Source organism: bacterium, assembly GCA_035945995.1.
Taxonomy (GTDB): domain Bacteria; phylum Sysuimicrobiota; class Sysuimicrobiia; order Sysuimicrobiales; family Segetimicrobiaceae; genus DASSJF01.
In genome coordinates, this window is the sequence record DASYZR010000086.1 from 17,288 (window position 1) to 38,241 (window position 20,954).

The following is a 20,954-nucleotide window of genomic DNA, read 5'->3' on the forward strand; positions in this document are numbered from 1 at the left end:
GGTGCTGACCGACGCGCTCTGATGGAGGAGATCCGACGATGCGCACGATGACGACGCGGCGCGAGTTTCTGACGAAGGGGTTGACCATTCTGGCCGCCGGCGCCACCGCGCCGATGTTTCTCACGCGGACCGCGCTCGCGCTCAACAATCCGTGGGATCTCCGCCTGACCGCGTCCGCGGCCGGCCGGCCCGACTGGCCGACGCTGGTCGTGGTCCAGCTCGGCGGCGGCAACGACGGCCTGAACACCGTCGTGCCCTTCCTGCACGACGAATACTACCGCGCGCGCCCGAGGCTGGCCGTGCCGCACGAGAAAGTGCTGCGGCTCACCGACGAAGTGGGCCTGCATCCGGCCCTCACCGCCATCAAGAGCGCGTACGACGACGGCCGCGTGGCCGTCGTCCAGGGGGTCGGCTATCCCAACCCGAACCGCAGCCACTTCCGGTCGATGGAGATCTGGCAGACTGCGGATCCGGCCGGGACCGGCCCGAAGAGCGGGTGGCTCGGCCGCCTCTTCGACAGTGAATGTCCCGACTGTGGGGCGACGGCGGGCATGACGCTGTCCCCGGACATGCCGCTGGCCATGCAGGGCAACTCGCCGCGCGTGGTGGCCGTGCCGAACATCGCGCAGTTTGGGTTCCATCCTGTCCAGGGCGGCGGTCCGCAGGAACTCGAAGCCTTCCGCCGCCTCCTGCAGCCGGTGCCGGGCGACGAGCCCGTGGTCGACTTCCTCACGCACACCGAGATGAACGCGCTGCTTGCCGCGGCGGACCTCAACAGGCTCGCCGGACGGCTGACGCAAGACGCCGGATCGGGGTATCCGAAGGATCCCTTCGCGCAGAAACTCCGGATCGTGGCCGAGTTGATCGCGGCGGGGTCCCCGACGCGCGTGTACTACGTCGGCCTCGGCGGCTTCGATACCCACGTCACCCAGGCGGGCCGGCACGACCGGCTGCTCGAGTCGCTCGGCGGCGGGTTGGGCGCGTTCCTGGCGGACCTGAAGACGAAAGGCCTGCAAGACAAGGTGCTCCTCATGACGTTCTCGGAGTTCGGCCGTCGCGTCGCCGAAAACGCCTCCGGCGGCACCGACCACGGCACCGCCGCGCCGATGCTCCTCGTCGGCGGCCAGGTGAAGCCGGGCGTCCACGGCGGGCAGCCGAGCCTGACCGACCTGGATCAGGGTGACCTCAAGTACGAGACCGACTTCCGCAGTGTGTACAGCACCGTGCTGGAGCAGTGGCTCGGCGTGCGGAGCGATGCGATCCTCGGCGGCAGATTCGATCCGCTCGACGTGATCAAGCCGCACACGGCGGCGGCGGTCGGCGGCTGACGCTCCGTCCGGGCAGGGTCGCTCAGCCGTCACCGGCGCACGAGTCGTTGGCCGCGGCTTCGATCGCGTCACAGACCGCCGGAAACAACTGTTCCGAAACCCGGTCGCACTCGATCTGCGCCCCTCCGTCGAAGGCCATGTCGTTCCACGAGCCCATGCCCCCGAACACCCACGCCGACTGAGAGGCGTCCAGCAGACACGTCGCAAGAGCCGGGAGGCACCCGTCGGGGGCCAAATCCCTGTGATAGCCGTGCCCCTTTTCTCCCCGGGAATCAAGAGTCTCGATCGCCTTCGCAAACGACGTGACGAACCCGTCACACCGGTGCCGTACGGCGAACGCGTAAGTATCCCCGAGCGCGGTGCGAAAGCGGGCCGCCAACGACGCCAGCGCGGTGGTCGCCGCGGGTGAGGACTGGGGCGCCTCCGTGCCCCAATACGGCACCCGCCAGATTCGGCGCTCGGGGGCGTGCTGATTCCACACTTCCCACCGGGACACCCAACGGACGGGACCGTGCGGACGGTGGTTGCCCCCGGCCGTCGTTCAGGTCTCTCGGGGCGACGGGTTCGCGGCCGCGACCAGCGCGTTTCGAAGCGACGCCACGATCTCGGCGATGCCCTGGCCGAGCAGCATCGCTTTCGTCCCCGGCAGATCATGCCCGGGAATGGTCACGAGGTACGGCGGTGCGTGGGGCGGCAGCGTTGGGGGCGGCTCGAACGCCTCCCGCGCGAGACTGGAGGTCAGTCGCTCGAGCGCGGCCAACCGGCCGGCCAGCGCCGCCGGTCCTTCGTCGGCGGAGACCCCGGGCGGCGCAGCTCCGTTGGGGAGGATCGCAGGCAGGAGCCGGTTCGCGTCGGCGAACGCCGTTGCCAGCTCGGCAAAGACCTCGCGCAGCTCATCGGCATGGGATCTCCCGACATGTGCGTGCGGATAATCGGGCCGCGGCTTCAGCAACGGCTCTTCCTGTGAGAGCCGCCGGAGATCGCGCGCCCGCGCTTCCAACACGTTGAGCGCGCCCCACAGCTGCCGCCAGGCCGCTTCGTCCATCGCAGGCACATAGTATCATCCAGTCAGCCGCGCCAGCCATGCCGTACATTCCCGCGGGGACCGCAGGCGCACCAACGTCAGGTGTGCCCAGGTCGGGTTTCCGGGAATCGCGGCGTAGGTGCGGCGTAGCGGCCGGTAGGTCTGGAGCGCCCAGAGAACAATCGAATCCCGGCTGAACAGAATGCGTACACTCTCCCGGTTCCCGGCCCAGAGTTCCTCGCCGGTCGCGACCCGCCCGAACGTCCGCCGCACCAGCCGCCATAGAATGAGGGGCAGCGAATAGTCGAGCCAGACGATGGTGTCCGCTCGAGTCCATACGATGTCTCGTACCTTGGCGTAGTTCCCGTCGACGACCCACTCGTCGGCGTCGAGCGCCCGCACGACGCGTCCGCGAAACGTCTCGATCGGAACGTTCGTCCAGTTGGCATTCCAGTTAAGCGCGTCGAGCTCGATGTGCGGATACCCGAGACGCTCGGTAAGCCGGCGCGCCAGCGCTGTCTTGCCGGAGCCGCTCGTGCCGACCACGACGATCCGCCGCATCCACCAACCACGCAGGTCAAATGTGCAGGATAGCTTACCATTTGAGCTTGTATTTAGGAACCCAAGACGCGAGCGTTGAGTCGCCACCATTACCCGGGGGGCACGCGGCATATCCATGAGCGGCGCCGGCTGGAAGCAAACCCTCTCCCTCCCTCCCACCGTCCGCCTCGTGTGGCATGTTGCCGAGCCGTATCCGCGCGACGTGCCGCTCGACGACCTCTACGCGTCCGTCGAGGTGCCGCGGAGCCGCGACGGCCTGCCGGCCGTGTTCGCCAACATGGTGATGACGCAGAACGGCGAGGCGACGATCGAGGGCAAGGCGGCGCCCATCGGGACGCCCGTCGACCGCTTTGTCCTCATGCGGTTGCGGCGGTCCGCGGACGTGCTGCTCTCCGGTACCGGCACGATGCTGGCGGAAGACGTGCACGCCGCGATGCCCGAGGAGGAGACCGCGCGCCGGATCGCCGCCGGACGCCCGGCGAGGCTGCTCGTGGCGCTGATGGCGACCGACGTCGCGTGGGGCGACGACGTGCTGGAGCGCCGGTTCTTCACCGACGCACGGTTCGACCGGCTCATCATCACCGGGGCTCGGCCGTCGGCGGCGGCCGTCCGGCGGATCGAGGCCCTCGGGGTCGAGGTCGTCCGCGTCGAGGAGGGCCCGGACGGCCGGCCCGCGGTGCGCGGCGCGCTCGGGCTGCTCGGGGCGCGGGGAGCCCGGCTGGTCCTCACGGAGGGCGGACCCTGGATCCTGGCATCGCTCCTGCGCGAGCGTCTGGTCGGCGACTATTTCCTGACGACCAGCCCGCTTGCAACGGGCGATCCGCGCGCGCCGTCGCCGATCGGCACGGATGTCTCGGTCGGCGGGCGCCCGCTGCTCCTCTCGCGCCTGAGCCGGTACGAGTTCGCCTTCCGCGACCCGGCGACGGGCGCGGCGCTCATCGAGGCGTACGATCGGTTTCGGGTGGTGTACCCGGTCTAGCCGGTCCGCGGACCTCGCCGGCGCGCCGGCGGTCGCGTGGACGAACCGCAGGGCGGGTGCGGCCCGCAGCGAAGCATGTCTTCGCGCCAGACATCGGGGAGGGATCGAACAGTGCCGGACATGGCAGCGTATCTCGAGCGGACGCTCTGCGACCTGGTGGCCATCCGAAGTGTCACCGGGGAGGAGGCCGCGATCTCGCAGCACATTCATGACGCGCTCAAACACGCGGACGTGCACGTCGAGCGCGACCCTGAGGGCAACGTGACCGCCGAGGTCGGCGCGGGGGATCCCGGCTCCGCGGGACGGGACGGCCGGCTGCTGGTCGTGAACGGCCACATGGACACGGTCCCGGCGGTCGACGGATGGACGCAGGATCCCTTTTCCCCGCGCGTCGAGAACGGCCGCATCATCGGACTTGGAGCCTCCGACATGAAGGCGGGACTTGCCTGCATGATGTGGCTCGCACAGCACGTGCGCCCGAAGATCCGCGTGTGGTTCGCCTTCACCAACAACGAGGAAGGCGGGGCCGTCACCCCCCGCAACGGCGTGCGCCGGCTGATCGGGCGGGCGTCCCCCGACTATGCGATCACGACCGAGCCGTCCTACGACGAGGCGAAGAAGCGCCTGTCGATCGGCATCGGCTGTCAGGGCCGTGCGATCGGCCACCTCGTCGTGCGCGGACGAAGCGGACACTCCTCGGATTGGCGCCGCGCCGACAACGCGATCTACCGCGGTGTGGACGTGATCTCGCGGATCGCCGAAACGGCCAGCCGCCACAGAAACGTGGAAGTGGCCCCCGGGGTCCAGAGCGTGCCGTCGCTCTCCGTCGTTGCCGCGCGCGCCGGGCTGGCCGACAACATCATTCCGGACCGCCTGCAGCTGACGGTCGACCGGCGGCTCGCCCCCGGGGAAGACTACGGAACGTTCGAAGGGGAGCTGCTTACCGCGGCCGACGGCGTCGCCCACGACCTGCAGGTGACGAAGCTCTGCCTGCCCACGCTCGCCGACCGCGCCGGGCACACCCTCGCCGTCGTCCGTGACGCGCTGGCTCGGTTGCAGGGTGAGGCGCCGCTCCAGTTCTCCCAGGGCCGGCAGGACCTGTCGATCTTTGCCGAGCGGACGCGCGACTTCTGCAACATCGGTCCCGGGTCGTCCGGGCAGGCGCACAACGCGGGCGAGCACGCGACCGTGGCGGGGATGGTCGCGGCGGCGACCGTGCTCAAAGCCGCGATCGACGCGATGTAGGCCCGGCGGCGGGCTACGGCTCGGCCGGCGGCTTGAACCGTTCGAAGGGATTCCGGCAGTGCCGGCACAGATACGTAGACCGGCACAGCGTGGGGCCGAACAGGCTCTCGATCGCGACGTCGTGCGAGCCGCAGTACGGACAGACCGGCGGCTCGGCGAACCGGCACGCCGGCACCGCCAGGCCGTGCGCCGCCAGTTGTTCCCGTCCCCTGCTCGTCATCCGCTCGAGCGTCCACGGTTCGTCGTAGGTGTAGTCGACCGACACGTCACGCACCCCGGGGACGGCGAGCAGACCCTGCCGGACCCGGCTGCGAATGACCGCGAGCGCGGGACAGGCCGTCCACGTCGGCACGAGCCGAACGTGCACGCGTGCGGCGTCGTCGACGCGCACGTCGCGCACCAGTCCCAGATCCGTGATCGCGATCGGCAGCTCCGGGTCTTCGACGCTGCGCAGCACGTCCCAGGCGGCCTGCTCGAGCGTGGCGGTCTCGGGGCTCACCAGCGCGCCTCGGGATCGGATCCCCAGACTTCGGTCATCTGCGCGTGCATCGCGACGAGGTCCGGCGTGTGCAGGCCTCGGCGGCCCCCGTCGCACGGTTCGGCGGCCGGGACGGTGAGACGACAGCGCGCGAGCAGCGGGCGCACCTCCGCCTCCCAGACCTCGCGCTGTCGTGTCCCCGGATCCCGGAGCAGTCCGGCGCCGAGAAGCAGATCGTCGGCGGGCGTCGTTTCGAACATCCCGAGGGCATACGGCCAGGCCGCCTCGAGGGCCGCCTGCACCCGGGCCCGCGCGTCGTCCGATGGCCCGCACAGCCGCTCGAGCCACGTCGACGCGAAGAGCCCGTGATACCGCTCCTCGCGCGCCAGCGTCGCGGCCAGTCCGGCGACGGGCTCTTGCCCGCAGGCGGCAAGCAATCCGAGACGCAGGCCTTCGAACGGCTCGTAGAGGGCCAGCCGGACGATCGAAAATTCCCACCCCCGGTTCGGTTGTTCGAGGAGGACGGCGTTGCGGAATTCTTCAGGCGGGCGGCCGAAGGCCAGACGGTCGACGCCGCCGGGCTCGTCCGCGGCGATCTGCTCGTAGAAGACGCGGGCGTGACCCATCTCTTCCTGGGCAATGCTGCTCATCGCGACGTCGCTCTCGATGTCGGGCCCCACGCCTGTCCACTCGGAATGCCGGTGGCCGATGGTGAGCTCGTCATCGGCGACGCGGAGCAGCCACTCCCGAAAGGCGGTGCGGACGCTCGGGTCGGCGATGGCGGCCAGCGGGGCGGGCACGGCTAGCGGTCGTCCTCCGGCGGGGCGGTCTGGTAGCTTCCGCGATAGACGCGCTGCTGCTGGCGGTACGATCCGCCGAAGCGGTAGCTCTTGTCCGTCGCCGGTTCGAACATCTCGACCGCGTCGCCGGGCGTCGCGCGAATCTCCGCCGCCGGAACGACCCAAAGGCTCACGCAGGGATCGCGCCGGGCGTAGCTCTCTTTCGCCAGGACGAGCGCCATTTCGGCGTCGGGCGCGTGGACGTCGCCGACGTGCACGTGCGGGTCCCGCCGGCGCCCCTGCAGGAAGACCGCCCACACGTCCGGCGGCGCCCCGAGCGTGCGGATCCAGGGGGTCACGCCGCGACCGCGTTCCACCGGCTCAGCGCCTCCCGCACCCAGGCGTGCTGGCGGTAGAACGACTGCCGGAGGGCCAGCCGTTCGGCGCTCTTCGGGCCGCCGTTGCGGCCCACGCGCTTGAGCTCGTCCCAATCGGGCTCGGTGTAGACGTACCGCTGGTCGGCGTCGACCCAGCGCAGGCCGGGATCCGGTACCACGAGCCCGTACTCGAGAATGATCGGCACGAAGCGCCGGAGGAACTGCTGGCGGAGCTCCTCGTTGGACTTCACCTTGAGCCGCCAGGCGAGCATCGTTTCGGTGTGCGGCGAGACCTTGTCCGGCATGCCAAAGAAGTGGATGATCGGAGTCCACCAGCGGTTGAGCGCGTCCTGGAGCATCGCGCGCTGCGCCGGCGTGCCTTCCGCGAGCGACCGCCAGACGTCCAGTCCGAGCTGGATGTGGAAGTCCTCTTCGTAGCAGATGCGCTTGAGGACCCGCGAATACGGTGCGTACGAGCACGACCGCAGCGCCCCCTGCGTCTGCATCGCGGCGCCGTCCACAAAGACCTGGATGATCGCCACGTCCGCCCACGTCTCGGCAGGATAATGAAAGACGTTGTGGAACCGCGCGCGCCCCTCGACGAGCTCGGCGTACATCTCCTCACGAGGGCGGCCGAGGGTTTCGGCGACGCGGTACAGCAGCATCCCGTGGCCCACCTCGTCCTGCACCTTGGCCGTCAACGCCATCTTGCGCGCCAGCGTCGGGGCCCGGGGAATCCACTCCCGCTCGGGCAGCGCACCCATGATCTCCGAGTTCGCGTGCATCTGGATGAGGCGCTGCGCCTCGAAGCGGTACGGTTCAGGGAGCCACTCCCCCGCTTCGATCTGGTCGCCTGCGGCGATGCGCGCGTTGAAGCGCTCGAGCCGCTCGGGATGGTCGTGCGTCGCGGGGACCGTTTCCATACTAAAGACTCCGCAATTTGTGACGTTCTGCAACTCGAGGGCACAAAGGCGTCACAAGTCATTCTAGGGACGTCCACGGCGAGTGTCAACCCGCGCCGGCTCTGCGGCCCTGCCCCGATCGAGGGCGCGCATGATGTCCGCTTCTCATGTTCTCGGGGGCATACTACCGATCTAGATGGCTGACTCTGTGGTCGCCTCTGCTTCAGCATTGGCTCCGGCCGTCCCGTCCGAGGGACACAGTGTGTCGGAGACCGAGGGGGCGGCGACGCGCGTCCGTCCCGTGCGGCTGTGGTCGGCCATGATCCGCTTCGTGATTCTCCTCACGCTCATTCCGGCCACGTGGCTCGGGATCATCGTCGTTCCGCCCGCCGCCGCCGCGGCCACCTTCGTCATTCTGGTCGGGTATGTCGTGGTGCTGGCGGCCGGTCCGCGGCGCGTCCCCGCCCTCGCCCGCGCGGACCTGGTGCTGGTTCTCGATCTCGTGGTTATTACGGCGCTGCTGCTCCTCTCCGGCACCTTGAACAGCCCGTTCCTGTACCTCTACTATCTCGCGATCTTGGAAGCGGCCGTCTCGCTCGACCTGCGCCAGGCGCTTGCGGCGGCCGTCGCGACGGTGTGCCTCTTGATCTTGCTGTGGACGCTCGGCGGCCAGGCGGCGACGTTCGAGACCGCCGGGTTCCGGCTCGGCGCGTTCATCGCCGGCGCGTTCCTGCTCGCGCTGGTCCTCGGCATGCTCGTCAACGAGCACCGGGCGAGCAGCCAGCAGGCCCGGTGGAACGTCGAGTTGGATCGCCGCCTTCGCGACGCCACGCGCGAGCTCGCGGCCCACGTGCAGGAGCTCGAGACGTACAACGCGCTCGCCGGGGCGCTCAGCGGGGAGCTCCGGGTCGACGGCGTGATGGAAACATTGCTGGACGCGTTTTGCCGGCTGACCGGCGTCGAACGGGCCGCGGCCCATGTCGTCATGGACGACGGCAGCCTGCACACGAGCGTGGCCCGCGGGTCGCTGCCCCGCGACGCGGCCGGCGCCCTCGTCCTGCCGGCGCTGCCCGGCGCCACGGAGGGCGGTGAGATCCGCGTGCAGCCGTTGGGGTCCCCGGAGCAACCGGAGGGCTGGTGGTGCGCCGCCGCGCTCGTGCGGTCGGGCAAACCGCGCGCGTGGCTCACCGGCCTCTGCGAGCAGCCGCCGGAGTTCTCCGAGACGGCGCGGCGCCAGCTTCGCGGCGTCGCGACCCAGAGCGTGGCCGCGGTCGAGGCCGCCCGCCTGCATGAAGAGGTCCAGCGGATGATCCGCAGCGATCCGATGCGCGCGCTGTGTCCGTGGCCGACCTTCGAGCTGTTGGTCCGGGAGGAGATCGACCGCTGCCGGTCGCTGCTCCTCGTCTTCTCGATCGCCGAAATCCAGTTGGAAGACTACGCCACCACCGGGGCGGACGCGGAGGACCGCGACCTCGCGCTTCGCCGCGCGGTCAAGATCCTCCAGGCGGCGATCCGCCGCGTGGACGTCCTCTCCTACGACGGGGCCGGCCGGTTCGCGCTGCTGCTGCCGCGCCTTCCGAAAGTCCGCGCGCTCGATATGACCCAGGATCTCGTCTCGCGCCTCGAACACGACGACGTGGCCCGCCGCCTTTTCCAGGTGGAGCGCGTGGCGCAGAGCGCCGGCGTGGTGTCGTTCCCGGAGGACGGCACGACCCCGTCCGACCTCTCGGCCGCGGTCGAGGCCCTGCTCGTTCTGGGCCCCACCGCGCCCGCGCGCGTGCAGGTGCCGGCCTCCTAGACGCCCGTCAGTCGCCGTGCTTCTCCCGGAGCCGCCGGGACAGCCGGAGCATCAACTGAATGCGCTCGAACTGGCCCACCCACTCCGCGGTCACCGCCTGGAGGAGCGCCGGTCCGGGCGGCACGATCCCGGTCGGACACGCGGGCCCCAGCCGGTCCGCGGCCATCTGGCGGTAGGTGGCGAGCGCGCGGTCGCCGTACCGGCCGCACTCCTGATCGTCCTCGCTCAGGAACACCACGACCGGCACCCGCCGGCCGAGGTTCAGCACGACGGCGTCCTGCGCCGCGGCCTGGACGTCGCGGTCGACGAAGCGGAGCTGGACCTTCGGGCTCTCCTCGGCGATGCGCTGCATGATCGGACACTGATTGACGCAGTCGCCGCACCACGCGCCGGCGATCACGAGGACGTGCATCTCGCGGACGAAGCCGCCGATGAGCTCCCGCTGCTCCGCGGTGAGCGTCGCCTTGTCGTAGACGCCCTTCCACCGCGTCCGGTGCTCGGCGGTGCCGTGCCGCTCGAGGAATTCGTCATAGCTCAGTCCGTCCGCGAACACCCGACCCCAGTCCATCCCGCGCCTCCCCGAACCGGCGGCGCCGCCGCGATGCATCCGGCGGCCTTTCCCTGTCGAACGCCGGCGGGGCGCGGCGGCATTCCCGCCGCGCGGTCGAGGAAAGCCGGACGGTGGCCGCGAAGGCACCGGCGTGAAAATCGCGTCCGTCACCTGCACGCCGCTCGCGGCCGCGGCGCCCCGGGCGGTGGAATTTTCCATCGGCACGTTCCCGACGTTTTTCGCGGCCGTAGTCCAGGTCCGAACCGACGACGGGCTCGCCGGCGCGGGCGAGTGCATCGTGCGCCGCGCGCCCGAGATGGTCACGGCGGTCGTCGACCGGCTGCTCGCGCCGCTCGTCCGCGGCCGCGATCCATGGGACGTCGAGGGCCTCTGGGACGAGATGCTCGGCCTGCTCCGCCGGTGGGGACATACGCGCGGTTTGGTCCTCGAGGCGATGAGCGGCATCGACACCGCGATTTGGGATCTCCTGGCCCGCGCGGCGGGGGTCCCGCTGTACAAGTTCCTGGGCGGCGCCGGCCGCGAGCGCGTCCGCTGCTACGTCTCGAAGGTGTACTTCGACGAGATCGCGCGGATGGCCGACGAAGCGCGCGCGCAGGCGGCCCGGGGATTCTCGCAGATCAAGGTGCAGCTCGGCTGGCCGGCCGCGCGCGGCGGCGACCGCGCCGACGTCGCGACCGCCCGGGCGGTGCGGGAGGCGGTCGGCGCCGACGTCGCGCTCATGTTCGACGCCAACGGCGCCTACGACATCGGCACGGCGGTGCGCGTGGGGCGGCAGATCGAGGAGCTCGACGTGACGTGGCTCGAGGAGCCGGTCCCCGCCGACGACCTCGACGGCTACGCCCACCTCCGCCGGGCCGTCCGCGTGCCGCTCGCCGCGGGGGAAACCGAGTTCGGGTTGTTCGGCTTTCGGGATCTCATCGCGCGGGGGTGCGTCGACGTGCTGCAGCCCGAAGTTGCCCGCATCGGCGGGATCACGCCCGCGCGGCGCCTGTGGGCCCTCGCCCACGCGCACAACCTCGCCTACGCCCCGCACACCGGGTTCAGCGGCGGCGTGGCGCATCTCGCTTCGCTGCACCTCGCCGCGGCGGCGCCGAACTTCTGCACCTACGAGTACATGGGGACGGCCTACGTCGAGAATCCGCTGCGTGAGATCTTCACGCGGCCGTTTCCCGTCCCGCACGAGGGGATGATCACGCTGCCCACGGGGCCGGGGCTCGGCCTGGAGCTCGATCCGGTGAAACTCGACCGCTACAGCGTGGGGCCCTGAGTCACCGGAGCGGCTGCTGCCCGGCGGTGCGGGCGGCCGCGCACGCCTCGCATTCGCAGAGCGTCCGAAGCAGCGGAAACGTGTAGATGCCGGTCATGTGGCCGTCCGACCACGTGAAGCGGAGGGCGTAGGCGCCGACCCGGCCGACTTCCCTTGGCCGCACGTCGGGCGGCACGCGGCTCGGGTCGAGGAGGCGCTCCCCGGTCCACTCGTGCACGCACATCGCGCACGGACAGGCCTGCCGCAGCCGCCGGTACGTGTAGCGGCTCAGGTGCCCGTCGCTCCACGTGATGCGCAGTTCCCCCGCGCCGCGATCTTCCGCGATCTCGGTGGGCGTGGGCATCGTGCGCCTGGCCATCTCGTTAGCTAGTGTAGCACGCGCGTCAGCGGAGGAGCGCCTTGCCGCCGGACCGAATCCGCGGAGAGGACGTCTTCGTACGCATCCCCAGAGGAGGGTTCCATGCCGAATGTTTCCGCGTCGCCCCCTGACGAGGGCGGGCCGGACGCGCCGCCCCCTGACGAGGGCCGGCGCGCCGTCGCGCTGACCGTGAACGGCCGGTCCGAAACGCTGCACGTGTCGCCGCGCCGGTCGCTGCTCCACGCGCTCCGTGAAGATCTCAGTCTGACGGGCACGAAGGAGGGCTGCGGCGTCGGGACCTGCGGCGCCTGCACCGTGCTGCTGGACGGCCGGCCGGTGTTGGCGTGTCTCGTGCTCGCCGTGCAGGCGGCCGGCCGCACGGTGGAGACGATCGAGACGCTGTCTGAGGCCGGCCGGCTCGCGCCGATCCAGGAGGCCTTCATCCGGCACGACGCGCTGCAGTGCGGGTTTTGCACCCCCGGCCAGATCATGGCGCTCGAGGGGCTGCTGCGGCGGACGGCGCATCCCTCGGCGGAGACGGTGCGCCGCGCGCTCGAGGGCAACGTCTGCCGGTGCGGGACGCAGTTGCGGATTCAGGCCGCGGCACGAGAACTGGCGGGAGGATAACGCGATGCCGCGGATCGTCAAGCAGAACGTCGAGTTTGAAGGTCGCGTCGAAGAGCGCGAGGTGGTGCTCGAGGGCGACGACGCGCCGATCTGGCAGGCCGATCAGACGTTTCGCGTGGTGGGCACGCCGGTCGCCCGGGTGGACGGCGCGGAGCGCGCCTCCGGGACGGCCCGGTACACCGCGGATCTCTACCCGGCCGGGACCGTGCACGGCGCGGTGCTTCGCTCACCGCATGCGCACGCGCGCATCCGGCGCCTCGACGTGTCCCGGGCCGAACGCGCCGACGGGGTGCGCGCGGTGCTGTCGCACCTGAACGTCACCGGCCTGCCCTGGTACAATGGCCTGAGCGCGCTGTTCGACGTCGAGCTGCGGTACGCGGGCGACGAGGTGGCCGCGGTCTTCGCCGACACGGCCGCGGCGGCGCGCGACGCCCTCGACCTCATCGACGTGGAGTACGAGGTCCTGCCCCATGTGGTCGATCCCGACGCCGCGCTCGCGGACGGGGCGCCGAAGGTGCAGCCGGCCGGCAACGTCCTCGGCGGCGAGCCCGAGCGCTACGCGCGCGGCGACGCCGGCCGCGGGTTCGGGGAGGCCGAAGTGACGGTGGAGCTCGACGCCGACACGCAGGACGTGTTGCATCACAGCATGGAGACGCACGGCTCGCTCTGCGAATGGAACGGCGATCGCCTGACGATCTGGGATTCGACGCAGCACATCTTCGGCGTGCGCCGCCAGCTCGCCGCCGCACTCCGCATTCCGATGGATCACGTGCGGGTCCTGAGTCCGTTCATGGGCGGCGGCTTCGGCAGCAAGAACCAGGCCGGCAAGTACACGGTCATCGCCGCGCTCGCCGCGCGGCTGACCCGGCGGCCGGCGAAACTGATGTTTACGCGGGCGGAGGAGAGTCTGGCCGCGGGCAAGCGGCCCCGAAGCCGCCAGCACATCCGGCTCGGCGCGCGCCGCGACGGGCGGCTCGTCGCGCTCGACTACCGCGGCGTGTCGGGACTCGGCGCCTACCGGGCGGTCGGGTCGCCGATCGCGGGGCCCGCGAAGGAACTGTACGCGTGTCCGAACGTCCGGACGGAAGTGTGGAACGTCTTCACCAACACCGGGCCGAGCGCGGCCTTTCGCGCGCCGGGATTCGTCGAAGGCACCGTCGCGCTCGAAGGCGCGATGGAGGCTCTCGCCGACCGGCTGGGCATCGACCCCCTCGAGCTGCGGCTTCGCAACTACGCCGAGACCGACCAGGTGCTCGGCCGGGGGTATTCGAGCAAGTTCCTGCGCGAGGCGTACGACATGGCGGCCCAGGCCGCCGGCTGGGGGCGCCGCGCGCGCACGCCGCAGGTGCCGGTCCGGACCGGCGGCCCGCGCCGCGGATTCGGCATGGCGACGCAGATCTGGGGCGGCTCGGGCTCGGCGCCGGCGTACGCCGAGGTGCGGCTCAACGCGGACGGCAGCGCCGAGGTCCGGATCGGGACGCAGGACATCGGGACGGGCGCCCGCACCGCGCTCACGCAAATCGCCGCGGAGGTGCTGACGCTGCCGATCGAGCGGGTCACCGTCCGGATCGGCGACACCGACTTCCCCTACAGCCCGCTCTCCGCCGGCAGCCAGACGATCGCGTCGTGCGGCCCCGCCGTGCGTGTGGCGGCGGAGGAAGCGCGCCGGCATCTCCTCGAGACCGCCGCGTCGGTGCTCGAGGCGGCGCCGTCCGACGTCCGGCTCGAGGACGGGCGGCTCGCCGTCGCCGGCGTGCCCGATCGGAAGATCGCGGTCCATGAGCTCACCGGCCGCATGGGGAATTTTACGATCGCCGGGCGCGGATTCCGCGGCGCGAACCCGGACGGGGTGACCATCCGGACGTGGGGCGTGCAGATCGCGGAAGTCGAGGTGGACCCGGAGACCGGTGAAGTGCGCGTCGTCAAGATCACCGCCTGCCACGACGTCGGCCGCGTCATCAACCCGCTCGGCTATGCGAGCCAGATTCAGGGCGGCGTGATCCAGGGGCTGGGGATGGCGCTGTGCGAGGATCACGTGACGGATCCGGAGAGCGGCACGGTGATGGATCTCGGGTTCGACGCCTACGCCCTCCCCCGGCCGTCGATCCTGCCGGAGATCGAGGCCCTGGCCGTCGGGCGGCCCGATCCCATCTCCAATAACCTTGGCGTGAAGGGCGTCGGCGAGCCGCCGATCATTCCGACGCCCGCGGCGATCGCCAACGCGATCGCGAACGCGGTCGGCGTCCGGGTCACCTCGCTGCCGATCACCCCAGCCAAGATTCTGCGGGCGCTCGCTGGACCGGCCTAGCGGTGGCGGACTACCGCCAGGTCATCTGCGACGAGGATAGCATCGCTTTACGTCCTCATGTCTATGCCCGACGGCCGGACGGGCACAAGGAGACTGGGAAACAGGGCTGTTCGTCGGCCCATGATGGATCACGCGGATGGCGGAGCCTGTGATGCGGTTATCCGATGGGGCTGATAAAGCGCTGGAGTTCCTGGCAAGGCTCGCGCGCCAGTTCACGGCGGTGCTGAGCCTCGAAAATCTGGTGACGGAGGTCTTGGAGTCCCTGCGCGAGGCCGCCGGGTTCGACTCCTGCACCATCGGGCTCATCGACGAGCACGACCCCGATTTGCTCACGATCGTGGGGGCCACCGGGCTGTGCACATACGCCCGGGACGGCGCCGTCCGCAACGGACGCGGCCCGCTGTGGGCGACCATCGACGCCCGAGTGCCGCTGAGCATCCCCGACATCCACGTCGATCCCCGCGCGCGCGGGCAAGGCGAGCAGGTCGGCTCCGGCATCTATGCGCCGCTCCTCGCGACCGGTCATCCGATCGGAGCGATCGGCGCCCACCGCTCCGCGGTGGCCGCCTTCGCGGCCCGGGACCTCGATCTGCTGTCCCTCCTCGCCACGTATCTGGGCAGCCTGTTCGAGGCGGCACAGGCCCACGAACGGCTGGCCGAATTGGCCTTTGCCGATCCGCTCACCGAACTGCCCAATCGCCGGGCGTTTCTCGATCGGCTCGGCGTGGAACTGCTCCGGAGCCGCCGGACCGGCCGTCCCCTCAGCATCGCCCTTGTGGACCTGGACGGTTTCAAGGCGGTGAACGACCGGTACGGGCACGCAGCCGGCGACGCCGCGCTGCGAGACGTCGCCCACACGATGAAGCGACGTACCCGCGGCTACGATCTCGTCGCGCGGTATGGCGGGGACGAGTTCGCGTTGTTGTTCCCGGACACCCCAAGGCAGATCGCCGACACGATTGCCGGACGCTTTCGGGAGATTCCCCGCGCCGGCGAGTTAGGGGAGATGCCGACGACCCTGATCTTGTCCTGGGGGATCGCGTCTCGTCCCGACGACGGCGATGCGGCGGACGTGTTGCTCGCCGCCGCGGACGCGCGGTTGTACGAGACGAAAGGTTCCCGTTAGTCCCCCGTTCTGCCCGCTACGGAGCCCGCCCGAGCTGCGTGAGCGCGCGCTCGACTTCGTCGAGTTGCGCCTTGGAGACGGCATAGCGGTCGCTTTGACCTTCGTGATGCACGATCATGACGAGCTCCACGGGATACAGACGGGCCGCTTCCTCGTACTCGCGCCGTGCCCCATCTCGGTCTCCGGTGATGCGGAGCACGTCCGCCAGCCACAGACGGTACCGCGGCGTGTAGGCGTCGCGCCGGATCGCCTCCCGGAAAGCGGCAATCGCGTCGGGATAGCGGTGTTCGTCTCGGCGTAGGCGTCCCAACTCGGCCCACGGATACGGGTCCCAGGCGTTGGCCGCGATCGCCTGCTCATACAGCCCGGCGGCGACATCGCGCATGGATTGCCAAGGTCCCAGCGCGGTGGTGAGCCGCCGCCGGTACAGGTCGGCCGCGAGGTCGCCCATGTACGCCGGGATGACGCCATTGAGCGGATCGAGCGGCCGCGCGGCGCGGAAGGTCGCGACGGCGTCCGTGAACCGAAGGGCGGCCACCTCGGCGGTCGCCTCGTTGTGCAGCACGGTGGCCACGACCGGCGGCGCCAGTAGCGGCGGCAACGCGGCGACGACCACGCCGGCCGGCAGAACGAAGAGCCGTTTCCACAGCCGCAGCCGCGGCCGTGCGCGGCGCGTCACGTACGCCGCCACGACCGCCGCGAGCGCGACCAGCATGACCAGGTTGCTGACCACATAGAGATTCTCGTCGACGAGGCTCGTGACACCGATGCCGGCGGCCGCGGCCACGCCGGCCCCGATCCAGAGGCGGTCGTCCGTGTCGCCGCATCGGTAACGGAGCGCGGCGCGCCACACGCCCCACAGGAGCGCGGCGGCGAACACGCCGGCCCCGACGGCGCCTGTCTCGGCCAAGACCTGAAGATAATCGTCATGCGCCGAGCCCGGGACCGGGAGGATGGCATACGTGGCCAGGACATCCGGCGGCCGGTATGCCGAGTAGACGATGTTGAACGTGCCGAGCCCGGTGCCCCAGACCCGATGATCCGCCCACACCCGGCCCGCCGCCCGCCAGATGAACCGGCGGCTGGTCGCGGTATCTTCCTGCGCCGGCGCCAGGCTCTGAGCGCGAACCGCGACGGCGGGCAGGCGCGCCAGCGCGACGACGGCCAGGACCGCGATGAGGGCGAGCACCCACCAGGCCCGCGCGCGGACCGGGATGAGGGTGACGGCGGCGACGACCACAAACGCCGCCAGGCCGGCGTAGCCGCCGCGCGAGTAGGTCAGCATCAACGCGATGACTTCCCCGGTTAGGACGGCGGCGGCGATCGGCCGCAGGAAGACCGGGAGCGACATCGCGAGCAGGGCGGCGCCGGCGATGCCGAAGAGGAGGAAGCCCGCGAGAACGTTCGGGCTGGCGAGCGTGCCGTACACGCGCGTGTGGATCAGGCCGGCGAACGACGGACTCAGCCAGTACGCCGGCGTCGCCGTCCCGGCCCGAAACTGCCCCAGCCCCTGCAGCGCTTCCCAGAAGGCGATCAGGACGAGGCCGGCGAGAAACGCCTGCGTCTTGACCGCGTCGCCGAGCACGATGAGCAGCCCGAACGCGAACATCGCCAGCGCGAGGATGAGAAAGATCTCCTCGCGCGTCGCGTAGAGGTTGGTCGTGTGCCCGAGGGACAGCAGACACACGCCGGCGACGGCGGCCAGCGCCGCGACGGGCGCCCCGGGCAGCGCCCGGCCGCCGAACAGCCAGCGGATGCCCGCCGCACCGCCGACCGCGAGCGAGGCCTGCTCGAACACGAGCAGTGGAACCCGGTGCGTGAGGAACCCCGCGGCCGGCAGAAATGTGAGCCCCATCGCGACGGTCCACGCCAGCAGCGCGAGCGCGCCGAGCAGGACGATCCAGTCCAGGACCTCGCCGACCGCCGCATGAAACGGCGGGGGCGCTCCGTCATCCGCGTGCCGCGGCGTGTCCGGCCGGACCGCCTGCTGATCCGGTTCGACGGGAGCCGCCCGCGTTACCGGGCGAGCCATCCGCCGTCGACGACGAGGAGGTGGCCGTGCACGTAGTCGGATGCGCTGGAAGCGAGGAACACCGCGGCGCCGGCGAGGTCGTCGGGCCGGCCCCACCGGCCGGCCGGGATGCGCGCGAGAATCTCCGGACCACGCACCGGGTCTTCCCGCAGCGGTCGCGTCAGGTCGGTGGCGATGTATCCGGGGGCGATCGCGTTGACATTGACGCCGTGCGCCGCCCATTCGTTGGCGAGCAACTTCGTGATTTGTCCCACGGCGCCCTTGCTCGCCGTGTACCCGGCAATGTTGATGCCGCCCTGAAAACTCATCATTGACGCGATGTTGATAACCTTGCCGCGTCCGCGGGGCAGCATGTCACGGGCCGCGGCCTGGCACAGGCTGAAGACCGCGTGGAGATTGACCTGGAGGACGCGGTGCCAGTCGTCGGGCGTCACGTCCAGCGCCGGGCCGCGGGTGGCTGTGCCCGCGTTGTTGACGAGGATGTCCACGCGGCCGAACGCGCGCACCGCCTGGGGAATCACCCGGTCTACATGCGCCGGATCGGCGAGATCCGCCTCGACCGCGAGGCAGCGGCGCCCCAGCCGCTCGACGTCCGCCGCCAGGTCGTCCGCCGCTGTCCGGCTCACGACGACCAGGTCGGCGCCGGCCTGTGCGAGGCCAATCGCCAGGCTTCGGCCGATGCCGCGGCGGGCGCCCGTCACGACGGCGACCCGGCCGGTGAGGTCGAACCATTGGGCCGCGTTCATGCGTAGACAGTTCGGACCCGCACCGGGCGGTCCTCCGGCGCGGTCGGCGCCTTCAGCGAGCGGATGGCGGTGCTGGCCGACGCCTTCAGCGAGCGGCGCAGATCGTGCCGTTCAGATAGGAAGGGTCTCGCGCTTCGCCGAAGGCCGACTCACGTTGCGAGCCGATCAAGGAGTCCCACGATGAACCGCCGACGTGCCGCCGCGGCCGCTGTCGCCGTCGTTGTGCTTGTCTCCGCCGGAGCGTCCCCGCTTCTCTTCGCCGGGCCGTCGCCGGCCGGGAGTGTGCCCGCCGCTGAGGCCGCGCCCACGACGACGCTCGAGTTCTGGACGATCTCGCTGCAGCCGTTTTTCACGAAGTTCATCAACGGCCTGATCGACCGGTACCGGCACGATCATCCCGGCATTCGGATCCGCTGGATCGACGTGCAGCCGCAGGCGCTCGATCAGAAGCTCCTGTCGTCCATCGCCGGCGGGGTGGCGCCCGACGTCGTCAACCTCAACACGGAGACGACGCTGCGGCTGGCCGAGGCGCACGCGCTCGTCGACATGGACGCGGCGGTGCCGGCCGCCGCGCGCGCCCGATACTTCCCGAACATCTGGGCCTCACAGCGGCTCGACGGGCGCGCCTACGGGGTGCCCTGGTACGTCGTGCCCGACGTGCTCGCGTACAATCAGGCGCTGTTTCGCCGGGCGGGGTTGGACCCCGCCCATCCGCCGGCCACGACGGACGCGTTTGCCCGGGCCGCCGCGGCGGTGAAACAGAAGACCGGTGTCTACGGTTTCATGCCCAACATCGACGGGATCCGGTTTCTCAAGGTCTTCCAAGAGGAAGGCCTGCCTGTGTTGAGCGCGGACCGGCGGCACGCCGTGTTCGACAGTCCCGCGCACATCGCGCTGCTGGCGCGATACGTCGATCTCTACAAGCACGACGAGTTTCCGGACGACACGCTGCGCCGCGGTTACCTCGGGGCGACCGAACGGTTCGGCGGCGGCCAGCTGGCCATGCTGACGACGGGGCCGCAGTTCCTCCTGCGCGTGCGGAACGACAACCCGGACGTCTACCGCGAGACCGCGGTGGCGCCGGCGCCGCTCGGCGCGGGCCACGTGCTCGACCTGCCGACGATGGACCTCGCGGTGCCGACGGCCAGCCGGCACCGCGCCGAGGCCGTGGCGTTTGCGCTCTACGTCACCGACGACGAAAATCAGCTCGCGTTCTCGAAACAGGTGGTCATCTTCCCGTCGACGCGCGCCGCGGCGGGGGACCCCTACTTCACCCATGCCGGCGCCGGCCCGGAGGACCGTGCGCGCGTCGTCGCCGCCCGCGAACTCGCGACGGCGCGGGACCTGACGGTGGTCGTGCCCCACAGCGACGACCTGTATCGGGTGTTCCGCGAGGCGATCGAAAGCGCGTTCTACAGGAAGATGACCCCGGGGCAGGCCCTGCAGTGGGCGGTCCGCGAGTGGAACGCCAAGCTCTGAGCCCGTGCCGGGGCGTCCCGCCGGCCGCGTGACCCAAGACCGCCGAGGGCGGAAACCCGCCGTGGGGCGGGGTCGGCCGGCCGTCGCCCGCACGGCGATCGCGTACTTGTTCCTCACGCCGGCGCTGGTGCTGCTGGCCGTCTTTACATTCTATCCCGTCGTCTTCGGTACGGCGCTCAGCCTGTTCGACTACAACGTCATCTCGCCGCCCCGGTACGTCGGCCTGAGCCAGTTCGCGGCGCTGTGGCAGGACCGCTACTTCTGGACGGCGCTGCGGAACAGCGCCGTCTATCTCGCGGTCGTGCCGGCGCTGCAGCTCTCCGCGATCGTGGTCGCGCTGTGGGTGCGGCGCCCCCTCAGGGGCATTGCCTGGTTCCGGGTCGCCTACTACGTGCCGGTCGTCACGTCGATCGTCGTGGTGGGACTCATGTGGCGCTGGCTGTACGATGAAGCCGGGCTGCTGAACTACGTGCTGCTGCGGCTCGGACTGATCCACGGCCCGATTCACTGGCTCAGCGATCCCGGGCTGGCGCTGTACTCGGTCATGCTCGTGACCTGGTGGAAGGGCGTCGGCTACTACATGGTCATCTACCTCGCCGGTCTCGAGGCCATCCCCGCCTATTACGAGGAGGCCGCGGCCCTGGACGGGGCCGGGCCCGTCGCCCGGCTGTTCCGGGTGACGATCCCGCTGTTACGTCCCAGCATCTTGCTGGCCAGCACGATCTCGATTCTCGCGGCGCTGCGCGTCTTCGAGGAAGTCTACGTCATGACCGGCGGCGGTCCGATCTTCTCGACCTACACGATCTTCTATTACATGTTCGATCAGGCGTTCAACTCGCTGCATCTGGGCTACGCCGCCGCGATCGGCGTGGTCCTCGCGGCGATCACGGCGCTGTTTTCCGCCGTGAACTTCCGCCTGATGCGCCACGGAGGATTGTCCTATTATTAAACCCGCCGTCCGGCGTCGCG

At 70.6% G+C, this 20,954-nt stretch carries 21 protein-coding genes; 10 read left to right on the forward strand and 11 right to left on the reverse strand.

The features are described from left to right. Positions 1-38 precede the first annotated feature (38 nt). Positions 39-1,328 carry a DUF1501 domain-containing protein gene (locus VGZ23_08925; protein ID HEV2357715.1) on the forward strand — a complete coding sequence of 430 codons (1,290 nt, stop codon included), beginning with the start codon at positions 39-41 and terminating at the stop codon, positions 1,326-1,328. Between the two features lie 22 nt (positions 1,329-1,350). Here the strand turns inward: VGZ23_08925 and VGZ23_08930 are convergent, their stop codons facing one another. The 3 genes from VGZ23_08930 to VGZ23_08940 are packed head-to-tail and all read right to left on the reverse strand — an operon-like array spanning position 1,351 to position 2,913. Continuing rightward, the gene (locus VGZ23_08930; protein ID HEV2357716.1) at positions 1,351-1,809 is read right to left on the reverse strand and encodes a hypothetical protein; all 459 of its coding nucleotides are present in this window, start codon (positions 1,807-1,809) and stop codon (positions 1,351-1,353) included. A gap of 60 nt (positions 1,810-1,869) precedes the next feature. Continuing rightward, entirely contained in the window at positions 1,870-2,382 is a 513-nt protein-coding gene (locus VGZ23_08935) for a hypothetical protein (protein HEV2357717.1), read from the reverse strand. Between the two features lie 6 nt (positions 2,383-2,388). Next, positions 2,389-2,913 carry an adenylate kinase gene (locus tag VGZ23_08940; protein HEV2357718.1) on the reverse strand — a complete coding sequence of 175 codons (525 nt, stop codon included), beginning with the start codon at positions 2,911-2,913 and terminating at the stop codon, positions 2,389-2,391. A 115-nt stretch (positions 2,914-3,028) separates the two neighbouring features. Here VGZ23_08940 and VGZ23_08945 point away from each other — a divergent pair, with 115 nt between their 5' ends. Further along, complete coding sequence (locus VGZ23_08945; protein ID HEV2357719.1) at positions 3,029-3,892, forward strand: dihydrofolate reductase family protein; 864 nt, start codon at positions 3,029-3,031, stop codon at positions 3,890-3,892. Between the two features lie 120 nt (positions 3,893-4,012). Next, the gene (locus VGZ23_08950) at positions 4,013-5,137 is read left to right on the forward strand and encodes a M20/M25/M40 family metallo-hydrolase (protein HEV2357720.1); all 1,125 of its coding nucleotides are present in this window, start codon (positions 4,013-4,015) and stop codon (positions 5,135-5,137) included. A 13-nt stretch (positions 5,138-5,150) separates the two neighbouring features. Here VGZ23_08950 and paaD read toward each other — a convergent pair whose 3' ends face one another. From paaD to paaA, 4 genes are read right to left on the reverse strand one after another with little or no spacing between them, the layout of a single operon-like run. Then, a complete protein-coding gene (paaD, locus tag VGZ23_08955; GenBank protein HEV2357721.1) occupies positions 5,151-5,636 on the reverse strand; it encodes a 1,2-phenylacetyl-CoA epoxidase subunit PaaD in 486 nt (161 codons plus the stop codon). Beyond that, complete coding sequence (gene paaC / locus VGZ23_08960; protein HEV2357722.1) at positions 5,633-6,415, reverse strand: 1,2-phenylacetyl-CoA epoxidase subunit PaaC; 783 nt, start codon at positions 6,413-6,415, stop codon at positions 5,633-5,635. Before paaC ends, paaD begins: the two co-directional genes overlap by 4 nt. 2 nt (positions 6,416-6,417) lie before the next feature. Further along, positions 6,418-6,771: a 1,2-phenylacetyl-CoA epoxidase subunit B gene (paaB, locus tag VGZ23_08965; GenBank protein HEV2357723.1), complete on the reverse strand. Its 354-nt coding sequence runs from the start codon at positions 6,769-6,771 to the stop codon at positions 6,418-6,420. Beyond that, a complete protein-coding gene (paaA, locus tag VGZ23_08970; protein ID HEV2357724.1) occupies positions 6,750-7,694 on the reverse strand; it encodes a 1,2-phenylacetyl-CoA epoxidase subunit PaaA in 945 nt (314 codons plus the stop codon). Before paaA ends, paaB begins: the two co-directional genes overlap by 22 nt. A gap of 241 nt (positions 7,695-7,935) precedes the next feature. Between paaA and VGZ23_08975 the strand changes: the two genes are divergently transcribed. Then, positions 7,936-9,471, forward strand: coding sequence for a hypothetical protein (locus VGZ23_08975; protein HEV2357725.1), 1,536 nt, complete (start codon positions 7,936-7,938; stop codon positions 9,469-9,471). 7 nt (positions 9,472-9,478) lie between these two features. Here VGZ23_08975 and VGZ23_08980 read toward each other — a convergent pair whose 3' ends face one another. After that, positions 9,479-10,039, reverse strand: a complete 561-nt coding sequence (locus VGZ23_08980; GenBank protein ID HEV2357726.1) for a thioredoxin family protein — start codon at positions 10,037-10,039, stop codon at positions 9,479-9,481. Positions 10,040-10,172: 133 nt separating this feature from the next. On the opposite strand from VGZ23_08980, the gene VGZ23_08985 reads away from it, so the two are divergent. After that, the gene (locus tag VGZ23_08985; protein HEV2357727.1) at positions 10,173-11,309 is read left to right on the forward strand and encodes a mandelate racemase/muconate lactonizing enzyme family protein; all 1,137 of its coding nucleotides are present in this window, start codon (positions 10,173-10,175) and stop codon (positions 11,307-11,309) included. 1 nt (position 11,310) lies between these two features. On the opposite strand, the gene VGZ23_08990 is transcribed toward VGZ23_08985, so the two are convergent. Continuing rightward, positions 11,311-11,652, reverse strand: a complete 342-nt coding sequence (locus tag VGZ23_08990) for a DUF971 domain-containing protein (GenBank protein HEV2357728.1) — start codon at positions 11,650-11,652, stop codon at positions 11,311-11,313. Between the two features lie 117 nt (positions 11,653-11,769). On the opposite strand from VGZ23_08990, the gene VGZ23_08995 reads away from it, so the two are divergent. The 3 genes from VGZ23_08995 (at position 11,770) to VGZ23_09005 (ending at position 15,728) form a co-directional block, all read left to right on the forward strand. Continuing rightward, a complete protein-coding gene (locus VGZ23_08995) occupies positions 11,770-12,294 on the forward strand; it encodes a (2Fe-2S)-binding protein (protein HEV2357729.1) in 525 nt (174 codons plus the stop codon). Positions 12,295-12,298: 4 nt separating this feature from the next. Beyond that, positions 12,299-14,602: a xanthine dehydrogenase family protein molybdopterin-binding subunit gene (locus tag VGZ23_09000; protein ID HEV2357730.1), complete on the forward strand. Its 2,304-nt coding sequence runs from the start codon at positions 12,299-12,301 to the stop codon at positions 14,600-14,602. A 151-nt stretch (positions 14,603-14,753) separates the two neighbouring features. After that, positions 14,754-15,728, forward strand: a complete 975-nt coding sequence (locus VGZ23_09005; GenBank protein HEV2357731.1) for a sensor domain-containing diguanylate cyclase — start codon at positions 14,754-14,756, stop codon at positions 15,726-15,728. A 16-nt stretch (positions 15,729-15,744) separates the two neighbouring features. On the opposite strand, the gene VGZ23_09010 is transcribed toward VGZ23_09005, so the two are convergent. Further along, positions 15,745-17,760 (reverse strand): O-antigen ligase family protein, encoded by a 2,016-nt coding sequence (locus VGZ23_09010; GenBank protein ID HEV2357732.1) that lies wholly within the window; start codon positions 17,758-17,760, stop codon positions 15,745-15,747. Then, a complete protein-coding gene (gene kduD, locus VGZ23_09015; GenBank protein HEV2357733.1) occupies positions 17,745-18,506 on the reverse strand; it encodes a 2-dehydro-3-deoxy-D-gluconate 5-dehydrogenase KduD in 762 nt (253 codons plus the stop codon). Before kduD ends, VGZ23_09010 begins: the two co-directional genes overlap by 16 nt. A gap of 180 nt (positions 18,507-18,686) precedes the next feature. On the opposite strand from kduD, the gene VGZ23_09020 reads away from it, so the two are divergent. Then, entirely contained in the window at positions 18,687-19,985 is a 1,299-nt protein-coding gene (locus tag VGZ23_09020; protein HEV2357734.1) for a sugar ABC transporter substrate-binding protein, read from the forward strand. 61 nt (positions 19,986-20,046) lie between these two features. Next, complete coding sequence (locus VGZ23_09025; protein ID HEV2357735.1) at positions 20,047-20,934, forward strand: sugar ABC transporter permease; 888 nt, start codon at positions 20,047-20,049, stop codon at positions 20,932-20,934. The last annotated feature ends 20 nt before the right edge of the window (positions 20,935-20,954 follow it).